Origin of the sequence: Paenibacillus cellulosilyticus (assembly GCF_003182255.1) — a bacterium.
In the GTDB taxonomy this organism is placed as follows: domain Bacteria; phylum Bacillota; class Bacilli; order Paenibacillales; family Paenibacillaceae; genus Paenibacillus_T; species Paenibacillus_T cellulosilyticus.
In genome coordinates, this window is record NZ_QGTQ01000047.1 from 1 (window position 1) to 19,520 (window position 19,520).

21 protein-coding genes are annotated in these 19,520 nt (G+C 51.8%); 4 read left to right on the forward strand and 17 right to left on the reverse strand.

All coding sequences use genetic code 11. From position 1 onward, the window contains the following. Window positions 1-331 (forward strand): hypothetical protein (locus DFQ01_RS31450; RefSeq protein WP_219993717.1); only part of this gene is annotated, 331 nt, incomplete at its 5' end. A 204-nt stretch (window positions 332-535) separates the two neighbouring features. On the opposite strand, the gene DFQ01_RS29600 is transcribed toward DFQ01_RS31450, so the two are convergent. Then, window positions 536-1,324, reverse strand: a complete 789-nt coding sequence (locus DFQ01_RS29600; protein WP_110047561.1) for a TrmH family RNA methyltransferase — start codon at window positions 1,322-1,324, stop codon at window positions 536-538. Window positions 1,325-1,434: 110 nt separating this feature from the next. Further along, window positions 1,435-2,103 (reverse strand): potassium channel family protein, encoded by a 669-nt coding sequence (locus DFQ01_RS29605; RefSeq protein WP_110047539.1) that lies wholly within the window; start codon window positions 2,101-2,103, stop codon window positions 1,435-1,437. A gap of 158 nt (window positions 2,104-2,261) precedes the next feature. Between DFQ01_RS29605 and sspI the strand changes: the two genes are divergently transcribed. Beyond that, window positions 2,262-2,507 carry a small acid-soluble spore protein SspI gene (sspI, locus tag DFQ01_RS29610; RefSeq protein ID WP_110047540.1) on the forward strand — a complete coding sequence of 82 codons (246 nt, stop codon included), beginning with the start codon at window positions 2,262-2,264 and terminating at the stop codon, window positions 2,505-2,507. Window positions 2,508-2,630: 123 nt separating this feature from the next. On the opposite strand, the gene DFQ01_RS29615 is transcribed toward sspI, so the two are convergent. The 8 genes from DFQ01_RS29615 to DFQ01_RS29650 all read right to left on the reverse strand — a co-directional run bounded on the left by DFQ01_RS29615 (window position 2,631) and on the right by DFQ01_RS29650 (window position 12,057). Continuing rightward, window positions 2,631-3,716 (reverse strand): Gfo/Idh/MocA family protein, encoded by a 1,086-nt coding sequence (locus DFQ01_RS29615; RefSeq protein ID WP_110047541.1) that lies wholly within the window; start codon window positions 3,714-3,716, stop codon window positions 2,631-2,633. A 36-nt stretch (window positions 3,717-3,752) separates the two neighbouring features. After that, window positions 3,753-4,388, reverse strand: coding sequence for a ThuA domain-containing protein (locus DFQ01_RS29620; RefSeq protein WP_110047542.1), 636 nt, complete (start codon window positions 4,386-4,388; stop codon window positions 3,753-3,755). 52 nt (window positions 4,389-4,440) lie between these two features. Beyond that, the gene (locus DFQ01_RS29625) at window positions 4,441-5,601 is read right to left on the reverse strand and encodes a Gfo/Idh/MocA family protein (protein WP_110047562.1); all 1,161 of its coding nucleotides are present in this window, start codon (window positions 5,599-5,601) and stop codon (window positions 4,441-4,443) included. A gap of 82 nt (window positions 5,602-5,683) precedes the next feature. Continuing rightward, window positions 5,684-6,730: a LacI family DNA-binding transcriptional regulator gene (locus DFQ01_RS29630; protein WP_110047543.1), complete on the reverse strand. Its 1,047-nt coding sequence runs from the start codon at window positions 6,728-6,730 to the stop codon at window positions 5,684-5,686. 285 nt (window positions 6,731-7,015) lie between these two features. After that, window positions 7,016-8,599: a peptide chain release factor 3 gene (locus DFQ01_RS29635; RefSeq protein WP_110047544.1), complete on the reverse strand. Its 1,584-nt coding sequence runs from the start codon at window positions 8,597-8,599 to the stop codon at window positions 7,016-7,018. 74 nt (window positions 8,600-8,673) lie between these two features. Beyond that, entirely contained in the window at window positions 8,674-9,306 is a 633-nt protein-coding gene (locus tag DFQ01_RS29640) for a cyclase family protein (RefSeq protein ID WP_110047545.1), read from the reverse strand. 141 nt (window positions 9,307-9,447) lie between these two features. Then, window positions 9,448-11,004, reverse strand: coding sequence for a glucose-6-phosphate dehydrogenase (gene zwf / locus DFQ01_RS29645; RefSeq protein ID WP_110047546.1), 1,557 nt, complete (start codon window positions 11,002-11,004; stop codon window positions 9,448-9,450). A 168-nt stretch (window positions 11,005-11,172) separates the two neighbouring features. Then, window positions 11,173-12,057 carry a YwmB family TATA-box binding protein gene (locus DFQ01_RS29650; RefSeq protein WP_110047547.1) on the reverse strand — a complete coding sequence of 295 codons (885 nt, stop codon included), beginning with the start codon at window positions 12,055-12,057 and terminating at the stop codon, window positions 11,173-11,175. 120 nt (window positions 12,058-12,177) lie between these two features. Here DFQ01_RS29650 and DFQ01_RS29655 point away from each other — a divergent pair, with 120 nt between their 5' ends. Both DFQ01_RS29655 and DFQ01_RS29660 read left to right on the forward strand, forming a co-directional pair. After that, window positions 12,178-12,561, forward strand: a complete 384-nt coding sequence (locus DFQ01_RS29655) for a hypothetical protein (protein ID WP_110047548.1) — start codon at window positions 12,178-12,180, stop codon at window positions 12,559-12,561. Between the two features lie 132 nt (window positions 12,562-12,693). Continuing rightward, complete coding sequence (locus tag DFQ01_RS29660) at window positions 12,694-13,302, forward strand: hypothetical protein (protein ID WP_110047549.1); 609 nt, start codon at window positions 12,694-12,696, stop codon at window positions 13,300-13,302. A 126-nt stretch (window positions 13,303-13,428) separates the two neighbouring features. Here the strand turns inward: DFQ01_RS29660 and DFQ01_RS29665 are convergent, their stop codons facing one another. From DFQ01_RS29665 to DFQ01_RS29695, 7 genes are all read right to left on the reverse strand, one after another. After that, entirely contained in the window at window positions 13,429-14,109 is a 681-nt protein-coding gene (locus DFQ01_RS29665) for a response regulator transcription factor (protein ID WP_110047550.1), read from the reverse strand. Between the two features lie 16 nt (window positions 14,110-14,125). Next, a complete protein-coding gene (locus DFQ01_RS29670; RefSeq protein ID WP_110047551.1) occupies window positions 14,126-15,109 on the reverse strand; it encodes a sensor histidine kinase in 984 nt (327 codons plus the stop codon). A gap of 165 nt (window positions 15,110-15,274) precedes the next feature. After that, on the reverse strand, window positions 15,275-15,958 hold the full coding sequence (locus tag DFQ01_RS29675; protein WP_110047552.1) for a PspA/IM30 family protein: 684 nt from the start codon (window positions 15,956-15,958) through the stop codon (window positions 15,275-15,277). Between the two features lies 1 nt (window position 15,959). Further along, on the reverse strand, window positions 15,960-16,439 hold the full coding sequence (locus tag DFQ01_RS29680) for a PspC domain-containing protein (protein ID WP_110047553.1): 480 nt from the start codon (window positions 16,437-16,439) through the stop codon (window positions 15,960-15,962). Next, entirely contained in the window at window positions 16,436-17,116 is a 681-nt protein-coding gene (locus tag DFQ01_RS29685; protein WP_110047554.1) for a PspA/IM30 family protein, read from the reverse strand. The genes DFQ01_RS29680 and DFQ01_RS29685 overlap by 4 nt, the downstream gene beginning before the upstream one ends. 51 nt (window positions 17,117-17,167) lie before the next feature. Further along, complete coding sequence (locus tag DFQ01_RS29690; protein ID WP_110047555.1) at window positions 17,168-17,455, reverse strand: LiaF transmembrane domain-containing protein; 288 nt, start codon at window positions 17,453-17,455, stop codon at window positions 17,168-17,170. A gap of 392 nt (window positions 17,456-17,847) precedes the next feature. Next, window positions 17,848-19,419 (reverse strand): ABC transporter substrate-binding protein, encoded by a 1,572-nt coding sequence (locus DFQ01_RS29695; RefSeq protein WP_110047556.1) that lies wholly within the window; start codon window positions 19,417-19,419, stop codon window positions 17,848-17,850. Window positions 19,420-19,520: the final 101 nt, after the last annotated feature.

Below are 19,520 nucleotides of genomic sequence, written 5' to 3' on the forward strand. Positions count from 1 at the left end.
ATGGTATATTGGATGTACAAAAGAAACAGCTCCTTTGGAATGGTTGGTGGTACTTCCATTTTACCAAAAGGCTGTTTCTTTTTGTTTGTCTAAAACCAAAATACTGCTAGCAGCGGAGCAGACGAATGATTCTGAAGAAGCGTCAGCGGTCGCCTTTGTCAACGGATTGCTACCTAGTCACGATCTTACCCATTCAGAGCAATCCGGTGACAACAGCGATCGTAAGAACATTCGCTCTGCGCAGCTGCTCTTGCAGTTCATTGAAACACAAGGGGCCGTCCCAAAGTCTAATGACTTTTGGGACAGCCCCGTCTATTTAAGGTCTAAATGATAATGCCCCGATAGGTATCTGCTATGTTGGTTCTATTCGTTCTTATCGACTGTCCACTGCCGACTAGGGCGACCACCGGAATGTCGGCGGAGATTCCCCCGTCTATGAACCGAGCGCTCTTAAGCCCAGCGCCAACGCCCCGCATAAGCCGGCATTGTCGCCTAGGCCAGATTTTTTAGATGTTATAACCCACACACAATACTTCTACTTCCCAGCCCGCTCCCGCTGCCTCAACGCCTCATACAAAATAACCGTACCCGCCATCGCCACGTTCAGCGATTCCGCTTGGCCGCGGATCGGGATAATAACGGACTGATCGGCAAGCGCCAATACGTCCGCCGAGATACCATCCGACTCGCTGCCGAGCACCAGCCATGTCGGGCCTGTCCAATCGCAGTCGAAGCAGCTCACTGCCGACTGCAGACTCGTCGCTGCCAAGCGGATGCCCCGCTCCTTGGCCTGTGGCAGCAGCTTGCTCAGATCTGCCTCGATCACGGGCAGATGGAACAGCGACCCCATCGTCGAACGTACCGTCTTCGGATTATAGAGATCTACGCAGCCTCGTCCTAGCACGACCGCATCTGCACCAACTGCATCCGCACTGCGGATTATCGTTCCCGCATTGCCTGGATCACGTACACCATCCAACACAACGACGAGCGATTGCTCGCGGAACAAGGCTTCCTCGTTCACAACCGGCTTGATCACTACCGCAAATACGGGCGGCGGCGAATCCGTCCCCGTGCACTTCGCCATTACAGCCTGCGATGCGCTCACGAGCAGATCATGCTGCTCTGCCAGCGCTGTCTCGCGGTCGAGCTCCGCGGGCAGTCCGCGTTCGCCGTCATAGACGACGGCCTCTATCTCAGCTCCGCAGCGGAGCGCTTCTTGCACCAAATGAATGCCCTCAACAATAAACCGGCCTGCGCGGTCGCGGTGCTTTTTGTCCAATAGGGCTGCCCAGCTCTTCGCACGGGCGTTCTGCACTGACATGACATCAAACAACGTAAGAACCTCTCTTCAATGTAAACCCAATAATAGCTTGCTCTATTTCACATCAATGATTGCATCAACGATTATCCATTAACGACGTAATTCCAAGCCTAACGTCCATCAAAATATGCCCGTTCCAGGCTCGCCAGATCGTCGTTTTTGCCTACAATAACAAGCACATCTTCCGTATGAATGACGTCCTCTGCGAGTGGCGAAATATTCATCTGACCGTTGCTCTTGATCGCCATGATATTACAGCGGAACTTCGGCCGAATATCGAGCTGCTTCAGATTGCGACCGACCATTTGAGCTGGCGCTGCCAATTCCAAAATACTGTAGTCATCCGACAACTCAATGAAATCTACAATGTTAGGCGAGATCAGGTGATGAGCGACGCGCATGCCCATGTCCCGCTCTGGGAAGACCACCTTGTCCGCTCCGATTTTGCTAAGCACTTTGCCGTGCAGCTCCGTTTGAGCTTTAACGATCAGTCTTGGCACGCCAAGATCTTTCAGAATGAGTGTCGTCAGGATGCTCGCCTGGATATCTTGTCCAATGGCAACAACGACGACATCGAAATTCCGTATGCCTAGCGCCCGAAGCGCTTCTTCATCGGTACTATCTGCCGAGACGGCATGCGTGACAACCTGTGACGCTTCCTGTATACGCTGCTCACTGGCATCAATGGCTAGAACATCAAAGCCAAGATTCGATAATGTAGCAGCTACGCTTGAGCCGAAACGCCCCATTCCGATGACGGCATATTGCTTTTTAGCCATGACCAATTCCCCCAGTCCTGTTCCCAACAATTATACCATATACAAGCGCTGCTTTCCTTACGCGATGCCTTGAACGCTTGCCACATGTCTCCTCGTGTGTATTGTGCGTGCACAGGACATAATGAATACGCGTCTAACGTCAATGGGAGGTAATCTGCTTGAATACAATCGATTTGCGGCAGGCGATTATTTTGCGGGTTAAGGATAAGTCCAACGAGGAACTTAGCGACATTATTCAAGATTCGATCGGCGCAGATGAACGAGCACTTCCTGGACTCGGTGTTTTGTTCGAAATGATTTGGCAGGACAGCTCTGCCAATGAACAAACAAGCATGGTCGGATCTTTGCACCGCCATCTGCATGCAGGCGATTCAGCCGATGCCGCCGGCCTCGGACATTCCTGAGAAAGAATTCTCTTTTGAGGACCACGCTACTGACGCTATCGCAAGATAGCACGAAGGACAGCAACCGGTTTACCGGGCTGTCCTTCGTTTGTTATTCTTGTATGGCATTTTACAAGTATATCCTTATTCGTTTGCAGACATAGCGGCCGGCTGCTCACAAGAGCTCGTCATCTGATAATGACGATCTTCATTCGAGGCAATATGGAAGCCATGCATCGCTTCAAGGACATGATAAGCCATAGCGCCATGCGCGCGGTGCGGCCGATTTTCCGCAATAGCCTCAGCCAGGTCGATTACACCAATACCGCGACAGTTGTCCGTCAGACCATGCGTCAGCGGGATCGACTGCCACTCCGATGATCCAGCTTTGCGCAGCTGGATTTCCCCACCGAAGTTATTCGGATCAGGTACACGCAGTGTGCCTGCAGTCCCATAAATCTCGATTGGCGGCAGCCCTGCGCCAGCAGCAATATCGAAGCTTGTAATAAGCGTACCGACGGCACCGGAGGCAAAATCAATGACTCCTGCAATATGCGTCGGCGTCTCAACACGAATCTTCTGCCCACGCTTTGGTTCACTCGTGATCGTACGCTCTTCGTGCGTAATAACGGCCGAGCCTGTAACACGGCGAATAGGTCCAAGCAGCGTAACGAACGCGGTTAAATAATACGGACCCATATCGAACATCGGGCCGCCGCCAACTTCATAATAAAAAGCCGGATCTGGATGCCATCTTTCATGTCCACCGCTCATCATGAATCCGGTAGCTGCAACCGGTCTGCCGATCGCACCGTCATCAATGAGCTTGCGACAGCTTTGAATACCGCCACCGAGGAAAGTCTCTGGCGCGCAAGCAACGCGTAAACCTTTGGCATCTGCGAGCGCCATAACGCGAGCGCCTTCCTCCATCGTTACAGCCAGCGGCTTCTCGCCGTACACATGCTTACCTGCTTCCAGCGCACGCAAGCTGATTTCCGCATGTGCTTTCGGAATCGTAAGGTTAACGACGATATCGACGTTAGGGTCTGCCAACAGCTCGTCTACCGAATAGGCATGCGGCAAGCTGTACTGCTCCGCCCGCATACGAGCACGCGACAGATCCGCATCTGCAACGGCGATGACCTCAACCTTGTCGGATGCCGTTAAATTTTTAAGATAGATATCGCTAATATTGCCACAACCGATAATGCCTATCCGTGATCGTGTCATTCGAAAGCTCTCCTCTCTCCTCGTACCCTCTTACGATTAACCTTGTTCTGGACGTGCTGCCCACAGGAAGCCGCGGCGCATCAGTTCCATTGTTTGCGGCATCTCTACAATATTCGCTTGGTGGCCAAGCGAGTTGTAATACACATTGCCTTGCCCCCATGTTTTCGTCCATACGACCGGCATCTTCACATCGCCGAAGCTCGTCGTTGCGTGCACTTTGATCGCAGGATCCACATGCATGTAATACTTCTCGGAGCATACCTCAAAGTCGCCAATGCCTTCCGTCAGCGGATCGCCAGGAGTAGACATCTCAACCGTATAGTTCACGCCGTCATTGCCAGGATGCGCAACCCATTGACCGCCAACCATGTACTGGTATTCAACCTCGTTGCGGAACGAATCGCCCATACCGCCGTGGCAGCCGGCAATGCCGCAGCCGTTCTCCACCGCAGCGAGCAGCGGCTTCAATTGATTTTGTTCGATCTTGCCCATCGTCCACACCGGTACGATCAGGTCAAGCGACTTCATAAGCTCTTCGTCTGCATAGCTGTCCAGCGTATCCGATACGATAACCTCGAATGATTCCTTACGCAAAATATCAGCGAAAATAGCGGCAACTTCCTTCGGCTGATGGCCATCCCAGCCACCCCATACGATCAGTGCTTTTCTCATTGTTCTACTCCTCACATCAGGATCTTTGAACGGAGTTCAAAGTCACTCTGCTTTACATCTCTTCGATTGATACCCAACGGCGCTGCTCGATCGAACGATCGACCGCTTCCAGCACCTCTTGGCATTTCACGCCATCTACGAAGTTCGGCACCGGCTGACGGTCTTCCGACAACGCCTGCATCAGCTCAACAACCTCATGCGTGAACGTATGCTCATAGCCAATCGTATGTCCAGCCGGCCACCAAGCGTCCATATAAGCGTGTGCTGCATCCGTTGCAAGCACGCGTCGGAAGCCCTGAACATCAGGCGCATCGTCTGTAAAATAAACCTGCAGCTCGTTAAGCCGCTCGAAGTCGAACTTCACGCTGCCCTTGCTGCCGTTAATCTCGAACGAGTTCGTGCAGCGATGTCCTGCCGCGAAGCGCGTTGCCTCGAAGCTGCCGAGCGCACCGTTCGCGAACCGCGTCATGAACAGCGTTGCATCGTCGACCGTAACGTCGCCGAGCGGTGCGTTTGCATCGCCCTTCGCGCTGAGGCCCGTCATGGCGGAAGGCATCGGACGCTGCTTGATGAACGTTTCGCTCATCCCGATCACTTCGCTAAACTCGCCAACGAGGAAACGTGCCATATCGATCAAGTGTGCGCCAAGGTCGCCGTGCGAGCCAGAACCTGCAATCTCCTTCTGCAAGCGCCATACGAGCGGGAACGATGGGTCGATAATCCAGTCCTGCAGGAACCAAGCGCGGAAGTGATAGATTTGACCGAGACGGCCTTCTTCAATGAGCTTCTTCGCCAGCTGCACCGCCGGTGCAAAACGATAGTTAAAGCCGACCATATGCTTCACGCCGGCTTTCTCCGCTGCCTCGAGCATCTCGCGAGAATCGGCCAGCGTCAGTGCCAGCGGCTTCTCACAGAACAGATGCTTGCCTGCTGCAGCAGCAGCAAGCGCGATTTCTTTATGTGCATCGCTAGGTGCGTTAATGTCCACTAGATCGATATCGTCGCGCTTCACGAGCTCGCGCCAGTCGGTCTCGACCGACTGCCAGCCGAATTGGCCTCTAGCCTGCTCGACACCTTGCGGATCACGGCCGCAAATCGCCTGCATAACCGGTCTCGTAATGTTCGGGAAAAACATCGGTGCCGCTCGATATGCGTTGCTGTGTGCCTTACCCATAAATTTGTACCCGACCATGCCTACTCGCACTTGATCCAATGCCATTGACTTATCGCCCCTGTTCGAATAATTGTGGCCGCAGCCCATTACGCTGATCTCATCTAAGATGCTGTCATGTATGTTATTTGCTCCTGCGCTGCTGTACCCCTGTCGACTCTCTTATAACGAGCTGAACAGGCAGCACCGCGGAACGAGATGCATCTGCACCAATACTGCCGCCTCCCAATACAAGAGAAGCAGCCTTTCTTCCCATCTCCTGAAAAGGAACCGCCACGCTCGTCAGCTGCGGGCTCGCCATTCGAGCCGCATCCGCATCATCGTAGCCGCATAGCGCGTAGTCCCGACCAGCTTCCAGCCCATGCTCGCGAAGTCCCTGCATCGCGCCGATCGCCATGCGGTCGTTGGCTGCGAATACCGAATCCGCCTGCCCCGACTTGATCAGCTCCGCAAGCTGATTCGCAAGCTCATAGCCGCTCTTGCGGCTGTAGTTGCCGGTTAGCATGAGCGGCTGCTCAATCGGAAGCCCCGACTGTACGAGCACGCTTAAGTATCCTTCACGCCGGTCGATACTGTTCGAGTATTGCTCCGGGCCGTTGATGAAGGCAATTCGTCGACAGCCGATGTCGATCAGATGACGGACCGCCTCCTGGCTGCCCGACCAATGGTCCGCATCCACCGTTAAGAATGGTGATTCGCTGCCTCGCGGACCAAACCGCTGATTCAATACGCAGAATGGATAGCCCTCCTGCGTAAGTTCCTCCAGCGCTGTGCGATCCAGCTCCATATTTCTTGCTCCCAATACGATCAGCGCATCGATCTTCTGCGACTGGAACAACGCTGTATAGTTGCGAGGCTGGTCTGCTTCTCGGAACAGCAGCAGCAGATCGTTGCCGGACGCTTGTACCTCCGAGCCAATGCCGCTCAGCATCTCCGAGAAATAATAGGTCGAGAACAATGATACTTTCGCCATGTGGGGCAATACGACGCCGAGGTTGCCGCTCTTCTTCCGCGCGAACTGCTGGGCAAGCGCATTCGGCACATACCCCAGCTCTGCCGCAGCTGCAAGCACACGCTGTTTCGTCGCTTCCTTCACCGGTCCTACGCCATTAAGAACACGGGACACCGTCGCCTCTGACACACCGGCTAGCTTCGCCACTTGTTGTCTCAAAGCGATACTCCCGCTAGCTTCGCCACTTGTTGTCTCAAAGCGATACTCCCTTTACTTGTTTATAGAGGTTGTTCAAAAAGTCCGCTTTTGATCACGAAGTATCACAAGAAGTGAATTCGGCATCAGGTGCTGAATACCGTACTTTTTGAACTCTCATGTAAATGCAAAAAATGTACACGCGTACATTTTGTCATGAGACCGCTCTCATGTCAAGGCCTTGCCGATGCTTATGTAGAAAAAAAGCCTGTCATTCTAAAGCGAATGACAGGCTCCTATCTTATATTCTTATGGCGCTGTATCCAAGAACTTCGCCGTCGGATTTTTCTCCATTGCCGTACGCATCGCATACTCATTCTCGAACAGAACGACATAATTGTCCTTCTTATCCTTCACGAGTGCCGAGTTGATACGGAACTTCGACGGATCGATATTGTCATCGATGATCCAGCGTGCGAATTGATACGTCATCCGTTGAAGCTGAACTTCAACGCCATATTCGGCACGCATTCGATACTCGAACACCTCGAACTGCAGCTGACCGACAACGCCGAGAATCGTATCGTCGAAGCTTATCGTGCGGAACACTTGAATCGTGCCTTCCTCGGTCAACTGATCGATGCCCTTTTGGTACTGCTTTTGCTTAAGTGCGTTCTTAATCGTTACCTTCGCGAAAATTTCCGGCGAGAACGTTGGCAGCTCATTGAACACAACGTTGCCACCCTGTGCTAATGAATCGCCGATGCGGAAAATACCCGGGTCAAACAGACCGATAATATCGCCCGGATACGCCGACTCAACAATGTCGCGGTCCTGCGCAAGGAACTGCTGCGGTTGGGACAGCTTAATGTCCTTGCCGGCACGAACATGCTTAACGGACATCCCGCGGTCGAAACGGCCAGAGCAGATACGCAGGAACGCGATCCGGTCGCGGTGCGCCGGGTTCATATTCGCTTGAATTTTGAACACATAGCCCGTGAACTTCTCACTCGTTGGCTCGATGATGCCATCCTCGCTCTTACGCGGCGTTGGCTTCGGTGCGAGCTGCAGGAAGTTCTCCAAGAAGGTCTGCACGCCGAAGTTGTTGACCGCGCTGCCGAAGAAGACAGGCGTCAGTTCGCCGCGGCTTACTTTCTCCAGATCAAACTGATCGCCTGCAACATCAAGCAATTCAAGATCATTGATCAATTGATCGGTTAAGAAATCGCCAGCCATCTCACGAATAATTTGATCGTTATAGTCATCGACCTTGCGGACTTCAATCGTCGAATGGTCTTTGCCATTGAACAGCTCGACTTGATTTTTCATCCGATCATAAACGCCGCACAAGTCACGCCCCATACCGATCGGCCAGTTCATTGGAACCGAACGAATGCCAAGCACGCGCTCCAGCTCTTCCATTAGATCGAATGGGTTCTTTCCTTCGCGGTCCAGCTTGTTAATAAACGTGAAGATCGGAATGCCGCGCTGGCTGCACACTTGGAACAGCTTAATCGTCTGTGGCTCGACGCCCTTCGCAACGTCAATAAGCATCACGGCGCAGTCAGCTGCGGTCAATGTCCGATACGTGTCTTCACTAAAATCTTGGTGACCAGGCGTGTCCAATATGTTAACCCGATGCCCGTTGTAATCAAACTGCATAACCGAGGACGTAACGGAGATACCCCGCTGCTTCTCGATCTCCATCCAGTCCGACGTCGCATGGCGGCTTGCCTTGCGCGCTTTTACCGAACCCGCTTCACGAATGGCGCCGCCGAACAACAGCAGCTTCTCGGTCAGCGTCGTTTTGCCGGCGTCCGGGTGCGCAATAATGGCGAATGTGCGCCGCTTCTCGACTTCTTGTATGATTTCATCCTTCAACGATAAGCTCATAATGTCTTCCTTTCAATTCATCTATAGACTATGCGTGAAACGACTAGGCAGCAGGTGAATGTAATCCCGCCGTCCTATATGCCGCCGATCAGAATAGCCCTTGCCGGTGCCGCTTCCACGCCTGTTAGCTTGAGTGGAGCAACCACGAGAAAATAATTGCCGGGGTGAATATGCTTCAATCGCAGACCTTCTACGATCACAATATTGTTGCGGAACAGCTGACGGTGCGTCGGATAATCCTGCTGGGAGCGTTCAATCCCAAGGCCATCGACACCAACACCACGAATGCCGCATTCGATCAAATACCGTGCGCCGTCCTCGTTCACATATACGAACTGCTCATCAAACGTCATGCTCTCATTGAGGGAATTACGTGTCTTGAGCAAAATCCATTCGCCCTTCTGGATACCGAACCGTTCCAGATCCGCTCTCGATACCGAGTCCTGTACATGCGTCAAATCCAGCACACGTGCCTGGCCGACGAGCTCTTCAAGACCAATCGATTCAATCGTTGCGCCGTCCTTCAACATATGCAGCGGCGCATCGACATGCGTCCCGCAATGAAGATTCATCGTAAGCTGCGACTCATATACTTCGCCGTCATCGAAGTTGGACACATTCTTCACGAGCGGCTGCTTGCTGTTCTTATTGCCCCATACCTGCATGTCTTCGTGAACAGTCATCGAGATATCATAAATTTTGAACAAGTCTCGTCGTCCTCTCAAGCCGCCAGCCGCTAATGCAGACAGCACATGATGTTGTTCTGAAACAGTCCGAAGGCCGGCCGACGATAACCTTTCTTCGTCGACCGGCCGGATTACGACCAAGCTAAATTAATTAATAATAACTTACTTACGGCTGCCCGAGATCCAGATGACGTTATCCTCATCTTGACCATTAACCGGCCACCAGTTGAAGCCGTCTTGCGCAAGAATTTGGTCCATTACTTCTGGTCCCCACGAGCCTGCTGGATAGAAGGCCAGATCCGAATCTGTTTCCTTCCAAGCTTTCGCGATTTCATCAACGAACGCCCATGCTTGCGATACTTCGTCCCAACGCGTAAAGCGTGTCGATTCGCCGCGTGCTGCATCGAAGATCAGGCGCTCATAGGCTTCAGGCGTGTTGATGCCGATCTGGCACGATTGGCAGAATTCCATTGCAACCGGCTGAAGATCGTTGTCCGTGCCTGGACGTTTCGCATTGAACTTAATATAGATGCCTTCCATCGGATTCACCCGAATGACGAGCAGGTTCGGATTCACTTCTTCACCGGCACGGAACAGCACATTCTCTGGGACGTTCTTGAATTCAATTACGATTTCCGTCGTCTTCACCGGCAGGCGCTTGCCTGTACGGATGTAGAACGGTACGCCTGCCCAGCGGAAGTTATCCACGTGAACACGAGCGCCGAAATACGTTTCCGTTACCGATTCCGGATTAACGGAATCTTCTTGGCGGTAGCCCGTCAATGATTTCGTGCCGAGCGAGCCTTCAGAGTATTGACCGCGTACAACGTTCGCACGAACCTCTTCGCCGTTCTTGAACGGACGAAGCGAACGAAGCACTTTCACCTTCTCATCCCGAATGTCTTCAGGCTGCAGACGGCTTGGCGGCTCCATTGCGATAATCGTAAGCATTTGGAGCATATGATTCTGCATCATGTCGCGAAGTGCGCCGGACTTGTCATAGTAGCCGCCACGATCTTCAACGCCAACGGTCTCAGCAAGCGAGATCTGAACGTTCGCAATATGCTTGTTGTTCCAGAGCGGCTCGAAGAACGCGTTCGCGAAGCGAATCGCTTCGATGTTCTGAACCATCTCTTTGCCGAGGTAGTGGTCGATGCGGTAAATTTCTTCTTCCTTGAACACTTGGCTCAATTGTCCGTTCAGCTTGCGAGCCGTTTCAAGGTCATAGCCGAATGGCTTCTCGATAACGAGACGCTTCCAGCCGCCCGACTCAAGCAGACCACCGTCGCGCAGATTGAAAGAAACCGGTCCGAACAGCTCTGGTGCAAGCGCCAGGTAGAACAGTCGGTTGCCTGGAATATTGAATTTCTGGTCCAGCTCAAGCGAACGTTTATTCAGCTCGCGGAAGCCGTCCACATTGTTGATATCAAGCGACATGTAGGTGAAGTGCTCAGCGAATTTATTCCACAGCGCTGCATCGTCTGCTTTGTAACGGCAGAACTCAACGATGGACTCATATACATCCGTGCGGAATTGATCGTCCGTGCGAGGACGACGGGCAAGACCGACAACAGCAAAGTTCTCTGCAAGCTTGCCTTCTTTATATAAGCTGAACAGCGCAGGAAACAGCTTGCGCTTTGCAAGGTCGCCTGTTGCACCGAACAGATAGAAGACCGCACCTTCGGCGGCTTGTTGCTCCAATTTTACAGTAGTCGTCATGTTCCTCATTCTTCCCTTAGCGATTTTCTCTATTCTATACGTCTATCATGTATTGTAGTGTAGCATATTCATCCTTATTGCGCCATTAAGCGACTCATAAAAAAAACTGATTGTCCCCCCAAGGAAAGGTAATCAATCTAATTAAAGTCGGGTTTTGCCTCTTCATCGTTAGTCTGCTTCCGTGTAATCCCCAGTTATAACCGGTACGCCAATAACCCAGTCTAATGCTGTCGATTCGCTGTCCAGATGAACGGTCAACTGCAGGTTAGACGTCTTGCCGCCTGTCTTCATCGTCCGCTCGATATGCGGCGAAAACCGCGACTCACTGATCGTCATTCCTTCCTTGTCCTCATAGTTCTCGACTAGCACTGCATCCGACTTGGCCACAACGTCCGTAAAGAGCTGCTTAAGCGATTGCATCTTATCGACCGTGTTATCCGGTGCTGCCGTTCCGCTAACGCGGAAGCTGTATTCGTATTGTCCGCCTGCCTCATGTACAGCCTGCTCGATTGTATTAGCGACCGTTTGTAGTCCATCTACACCTACGCTTGAAGGTGGTTTAACGACAATGACAGAGCTGGTGCTGTTATGATCCGTATGGATCAGCATAGACACCTCAACAGCTGTCTGTTGACTGCTATTGTTTGTGTTCGTATCCGCATCACCATCGATAATTCCAGCTGACTCCGTATCAGTGTCAATCGTTCCGACATACGTGTCCGTCTCAGCCTGTTGACCAGCGGCTCCTTCCGTCGAAGCATCGGCTTTATGCAAACCAAGCAGCCCTGCCGCTCGAAGCGCTTGTCCACTGCGCATTCCATCTACATCGTATCTTAACAACCAGTGATGCCCATTCGATACTGTCGCTGTAGAAGTCGGAATCATGTCGGCCAGCGACCATACATACTGGAGATCTTCTGCAGCGGATACCTGCGATTTACTCCCTCCATGCTGCTTGGCTGCAACAGCGGCACCTACAATGAGTACGATTGCGGCAAGCATGACGGGCATTAGCCCCTTCCGTGTTCGCCGCACAGCTGCCTGCCTGCTCATCAATGGATCAACCCCTTTAGGAATTGGGCGGGCCAACGCTTAGTCAATCTGGGTAATCGACCATGCACAAATGCCCTAACCTGCATAAGATGGGCGTAGAATTAGGAGGTGCATAACGAAATGGAACCGATTTTCCCACTACAAGAGGATCATATATCCCGCTTCTGCGGACTGCCGGTATGTATCGTGACGCACGACGGCAGACGGCATGTTGGCGTACTATCGAACTGCCGCAGCGGCCGCGTGACATTGAATGGCCCTATGGGCTCACCGAATGCGGGACAGCATGCCAACGTGAACCAGTACCATTCCACAGCAGAGATCGCAGAGACGCCAAAGAAACAGAACAAAAAGAACAAGAAGCAAGCTGTTCAAGATGAGTCGCAAAAGGTTCAGACGCAAGCGTACGACGGCTATGGCTATGATTACGGCTACTACAATCCGTGGGGTGCTGCATTTGCCATCGATTTAGCAGCGATCGCTTTTCTGTTCCTCCTTCTGTAATAGGACGTACCCTTCAAATGCCATTCATCAATGTGCTCAAGCGGGCACGAAGTTCACGCTCCGTGCCCACCGACACCAATCGCCACCTTCTGCACCACGAATCCGTTATTGTAGTCACAGGAGGCGATATTGATGAGAATAAACCCGCTCCAGCGTAAACATATACCGTCGGCTGTTAACCGTGTCGGGCGGAGCAGACCATACGCGGATTACAAGCTTCAAGAAGAGCACGATGCCCTGCTTCATACAGGGGCGGACAAGCAGGACGATCGCAATGCCGCTGAAGAAGCGGCACATGCCATTGCGGCACTCATCAAGCAGCTATCGGTCCTGAAAGGTACGATTGCACAAGGAATGTCCTCCGCGCTGCAGAAATCTGCTAAGAGCTCTCAAGCCCGTACCATTCTAGCCGCTGCTTTCCAGCGGGAATTCGATGCCTGCCTGGATCTGTTCGACGAGTATCCCGCGTTACGTCGTTCATGGAAACAATCGTTGTTCGACGCATATTCGATATCCAGCTCAAGCTCCGCATTGGCTCTGTTCGATCGCGATGGTCCAGCGGCTGCTGTTCAGCATATTATCGATCAAATCGAACGCACACCTGCAAGCCTGCTCGTTGAACCGAAGCTGTTATTACGAATGATCGGCAGAACAGGATACAGCTATTCTCCTCATACTCGGCTCCAGCCCTACTCCACAACGATTCACGCACTCAGTCTGCTCATTCAACGACAAGGGTAACAGCCATGACTTAATACCCTTTAATATCCATTTATTGCTATTGTAGCAGAGTTAGAAAAAAACCGGCAAGACTAATTGTCTGCCGGCAGTGGATAAACTCTCCAAACTTAATCTAATCGATAATCCTTATTCAGCGAGGCCATGCTTATGCGCATAAATGGCAGCCTGCGTACGATCGTCTACATTAAGCTTGGAGAAAATATTCGTAACGTGGAATTTCACCGTCTTAATCCCGATGAACAGCTCGTCTGCAATCTCCTGGTTCGACTTGCCCGTTGCGACGAGCTTCAGAACTTCCATCTCGCGCTCGGTCAACTGCTCATGCAGCTTCGCAGCGGATTGCTGCGGCTGCCGGAATCGATTCATCATCTTCGCAGCAACCTGCGATTCGAGCACGGATTGCCCGCGCGCGGCTGCGCGAATCGCGTCAGCGATTTCGCTGGCACGCGATGTTTTGAGCAAATAGCTGAACGCTCCTGCCTCAATTACCGGGTACAGCTTGCTGTCGTCCAGATAGCTGGTCAATACGATGACCTTGCAGTCCGGATACAACTCTAATATTTTACGTGTCGTCTCGACACCGTCCATCCCATCCATCACGAGATCCATGAGAACCACATCAGGTGAATAAGCTTGTGCTAGACGGATGCCGTCGTAGCCATTGCTCGCTTCTCCAACCACTTCAATGCCGTCTTCTGTATCTAAAACCGCAGCCAAGCCGATCCGAACCATCTCGTGATCGTCGACCAGCAGTACTTTTATCGAATGTCCAATCTCCGTCTCATTGCCGTGACTAACCTTATCCATCGCCCTTGCTCCTCCCTTATTCCACCGTTCGCGCCGGAACCCAAATATCGATCTTCGTACCGGCTCCTGACTTGCTCTCGATATCAAGCGAACCGCCCATCTCCAGCACCCGCTCCTCCATCGTAAGCAGGCCGTAAGAGGAATGCTTGCGCTCCTCCACCTCGAACCCTACCCCGTCATCTATAAAAGTAAGCCGTACCTGCCTGCCGAAGCCGGTCAAATGAATCGACATCGACTGTGCCTTCGCATGGCGCAGCGTATTCGAAATCGCCTCTTGGGCAATACGGAACAGATGGTCCTCCGATTGTGTATCCAGCGTCATCTCGCCATCAACCTTCAATGTAATAGCCATGGACGTCTTCTGCTGCAGCTCATAGACAAGCGACTGCAACGCTTCGCCCAAGTTTTTGCCATCCAGATGGACAGGCCGCAGATGCAGTAGAAGTGCACGCATCTCCGATTGTGCGACAGCTGCCATCTCTTCAATTAGCTCAACCTGCCGCTTGGCCCGCTCCCAGTCCTTCTCGATGGTGCGCCCTACAGCGGTTGCGGTCATCGATATGGCGAACAGCTGCTGACTAACGGCATCGTGAAGCTCACGCGCCAGACGCTGACGCTCCTCGATAACAGCTGAGAACTTCACCTTCTCTTCCCATGCCTGATCAGCCTCCGCATTACTGGGGCTAATCTCCTCATCCTCTTCGCGATCAATCGTGACACGCGGACGTCGGTACTGACGGTCAGCTAGACGTTGGAGAGCTTCCTTCAATCGAATGCCCTGTAGGTAGCTGTTTAGCGCCGCAGCCGCTAATGCCGCAGCGATAATAGCAAGCGAAATAATGGCGCCGCTGCTTTGCAGCGTGAATACTTCTATGTAACCAATGCTGTGAAGCACGATTAGCAGCAGTCCGATTACAATCAGCAGCCAAATAATCGTTTCCGCAACCTGGCTTTTCCGTTTGGCTGCTTTCGATTGCTGCTCGTTCTTTTTGCCAGACATAATCCGCGTGCTCCTTTACGCTCGCCGTTTGCACTCGCGAGCTCTCTCCCCATAATTGTAGACCTATTCCAGATCAATTGAAAGACACGATCTGTGGCGCTGTTCTCGCCCAAGAAGGGCGGCCGCTTATGGCGGTCCGCCCGTTTAGGTTATCCAGCTATTCCATTACTCAGCGCTGCTGTTCAGCTTCTTCTTCAGAGCTTCCAGCTGTTCTTCTACTCTGCCGCGCTTCTCCAGATCAACCGGTGAAGTAACAGCCGCACCACTGTATGCATATGGCGTACGGAGAACATCAGCTTCCGCTTCCATTTGAATGATTTTCTCTTCCATTCGGTTGAAGCCGCGAGCTGCGCCGCCGCTCGTGATCGAATTTTGCGTAGCGGACAGCTGAGACAGCTGCTTTTTCGCTTTTGCCAGCTGAGCACGTGCTGCAAGCTCGTTGCGCTTGTTGCGCAGCTGGTAGAATTCATCCTTCATGCCGTGCAGCTGCTGCATGAGGTCGTCGGCTTGTGCTTTTGCTTGTGCGTGAAGCTCTGTGTATTCTACAACTTTCTGATCGAGGCCGATTTTTTCTTCGAGCAGCTTGCGTGCTTGATCTTCATAGCCTGCACGAAGTGCAGCTTCTGCTTTAGGCTCAAGGGTTGCTGCCGTGCGTGCCGCTTCTTCTAGGCGCTGCTTCATGCGACGCTCGTTCGTCAATTGCTTCGCAACCGTTACTTCAGCTTGGCGAATTTCTTCCTCCATATCGCGGAGGTATTGGTTTAGCATAATTACCGGATCTTCCACTTTATCGAGCAGTTCATGTACCGATGCCTTCGTCAAATCCTTCATCCGTTTAAAGATTCCCATATTAAAAATCTCCCTTCTCATATTTCGCTAGTTTGGCTTTCAGTTCTTCCACTTCTTTGCGAAGCGCCTTGCGTTCCAAATCTTCCATCATCGAATCGAATTGGCTAGAGTTGCTGCCGGCGTTGTATTGACGGTTGCCGGACGGGTTACCATAAGGACCATTGTTAGCGCCCGATCCACCATATGGCGGGTTGTTATAGCCGTTGAAGCCTTGGTGCTGTTGTTGGCCATAACCTTGGTCATAATAAGGGCCGTTATGGCCGTGTCCATAGCCAGGTCCGTTGAATCCGCCATAGTAAGGCGCCTTCGGAACAACGAATGCTGCTAGAATGTAGATCGGGATAACGGTACCGCCAGAGAATACGGCGAGAACAATGAGCAGAATACGGATAAGGGTAGCATCGACTCCCATTGCTTCTGCTAAACCGCCGCACAATCCGAACAGTTTCTTATCTCGATTGGAGCGATATATTTTACTCATGACGAGGACGACCACCCTTCTTTTTCAAGCTTGCGTTTCAACAGCTCCAGCTCGCGCTCAACTACCGATTGTACGCGGCTGCCTGCTTCGTGCAGTACCTCTGCACCGAATCTGCGAATATCGCGCAAGCTCTTCGCTTCCAGTTCCATATCGCTGATGCGATCCTCAAGGCGGCGGAACATGGAACCCGGTTCTTGACCTTGCTGTCCGTATCTTGCGTTCATGCGCTGCTGCAATCTCAGCGATTCCATCCGTGCTGCATAATACTCACGCTTGTCATACACCGATTGATATTCACTGCGCAGCTCGCGAAGCTGTTCTTCAAGCTCCATTACATTGCTGCTGGATTGCTCATACAACGCTCGGTATTGATTCGCCCGTTCTTCTGCAGCTTGCTTCTCATGGAGAGCGATACGTGCCAGATGCTCTTCGCCAGCTTTAAGTGCTGTCATCGCTTGCTGCTCCCGCTTCTCTTTATGCTGATCCGCTTGCAGCCATTGCGATTTCAAGTGATGATTATGTTCGTTATACTGCTGGTACAGCTTCTCGCATTGAATGATCTCTTCTCGTGTCGACCAGAGGAACTGATCGATTAGTCGAACCGGATCTTCCGATTTTTCCAACCGTTCATTCAATGTTGCCGCTGTAATGTCACGCACTCTACGAATAATGCTCATCGGTTCCTTCCTCCTTCTATTCCTATCCGTGTGTTGCCAAGCTTGTTTCGTTTAGTACCTTCTTTTATTCAGATGCGATACACCGAATGCTACTAGTGCAATCGCGATTGCCAGCAAGATCCACGTGTGAAACTTGCCAAGCACCATCAGGCCGCCAAACGCGATCATCAGACCGCCCATTACCTTACTGCCATTCCGCCAGCCTACCACACCAAGTCCGATAAGGATGAGCGGGAAAAGCAGCTTGATGATCCATCCGAGCGTGATGCCTAGAATGGGCAACGCGATGAGTGCGCCGACAACGATTAACGCGATACCTTTTGCCGATTGGTTATTCATATCGTTTCCACCACCTTCGTTTCTCTCAACTTGTTTGTTTAACCTTATGTCCTTATTCTAGGTTTTTTCGAGCTTCTCCAAAACGGACTCACGGCTGTTTTTGCGACTAGACCTAGGTCGGGGTGCTCTCCAACCTTCAGTCGGAGCACCTATCAGACCATTGAATCTCTACGTATTCAATACGTATTCAAAAGGTAAATCTTCTATTTTAGCCTATGCCAAGGGGAGTGGCGGCATCCTGAAGCAACGCATTATCATCTACAATGATTTGTTCTTATATAGGATAAAAAAACGCCCTCCCTGACGGGAGAGCGCAAAATGGGGTGAGGGGGAAATACGTGTTACATTAACGCCGTAATCGTAGTGCTTACTTCATCATACCGATTCCATGATTACTTAGAAGCAAGGAACGCATCGAATTGCTTTTGCTTCTCGGCAATGACTTTCTCAACGCCAGCTTTGATCAGTTTGTCCTTGTACTCAGCAAGTACCGAGTCAACGTCGACCGAACCCGTTTCCAGAGCTACTTGGTATTGACGGTCGATGTTAACGATCGCGCTAACTTCAGCTTTCACAGGCTCGCTGTCGAATACGAAGCCAAGGCCTGGGGAAACTTTAGGACCTTCGTTAAATTTCTTGAATTGATCCCATTTGTCCGGAGCTTCCGAATTCAGAACGTAGTTCAGGAATTGGTTGCCGAACATCCAAGCAGCGCCCGGCGAGTAGTTTTTCGCATTGTCCGTAGGCGTGATGATTTCACCGTCACGGTTGAAGTGGTCGCCTTCGATACCGAAGTTGAGCAGGTTGTTCAGGTATTTGTCCGTGTGCAGCAGGTTGATGAACATCATCGCACGGTCTGGGTCGCCAGACGTCGTGGAGATCGCGAGCATCGAACCGGACGTTTCCGAAGTCGAAACCGTTTTCTCATTGAGCTCGATTTGAGCCAACTTACCAACGAGACCCGTGGATGCAGCAAGCTCTGCGTCTTTGCCAGGCTTCAGCGAGGACGTAATTGCGAATACGTTGCCTGCTTTCAGAGCATCCGTGTTCATCGTCGTCGTCGTTGCAGCATCGCTGTTGATGTAGCCTTTGTTGAAGAAGTCACGCGTAATTTTCAGCGTATCTACATAACGCTGCGTGTCGTAGCTTGCTTTAACCGTTGTTTCCGTCGAATCCTTCAGGATAATACCTGGGATGGACGTATCGCCGAGCGCATCGAAGTTACCGAAGTAGTGCGCGTCGAAGTTTTCGCCTTTGAGCAGGTACAGCGGCGTAACTTCTGGTTTTGCAGCTTTAACTTTTGCGAATACAGCGTCCAGGTCTTGGATCGTTTTCACTGCGCTCATATCGATGCCCAGTTCATCCGCCCAGTCCTTACGGTACACGATACCGCCTTGAGCAGCGAGCTCTTTGTTCGTAGGAACGCCGTAGTTTTTACCGTCGATTTTGGAACCTTCCAGGTAAGCTGGATCAAGCTCAGTTTTAATATCTTGACCGTATTTGTCCAGGTACGGAGCGAGATCAAGGAATGCATTCTTCGCTACGTTAACCGCGTATTTTGTCCATTGTGCCGTGAAGAAAATATCCACTGGATCACGGGATGCGATCATCAGGTTTACTTTATCTTCCCATGCCGTCCAATCGATTGGCTGCAGGTCGATCGTAGCGTTGATTTTTTCCGTCAAATATTTGTTCATTGCATCTTCGATTTTTGCTTCGTCTGGTTGAGCGCCGCCTGGATAAACCATAACCAGCTTGTACGGCTTCAGGTCCGAAGCTGCACCTGCAGCATCGTCCTTCTTATCGTCTGTTTTCGTGCTGTCGTCTGTAGTCGTTGTAGCTGGCGTTGTTGTGTCCGTTTTAGTCTCCTTATCGTCGTCCTTGCTGCCACACGCGGCCAAAGCCATCGAGGACGTAAGGGCGAGTACCATAAGCAGTAGTGCACTCTTTTTCGCCTTAACCATTTTCACTAGACCTCCCAATGGTAATTAATTATATATGCTACATCGGCTTGTAACCGATTACAGCCATGAGTAGAAAGGCGACGGCTTTCGCCGCCTTTATG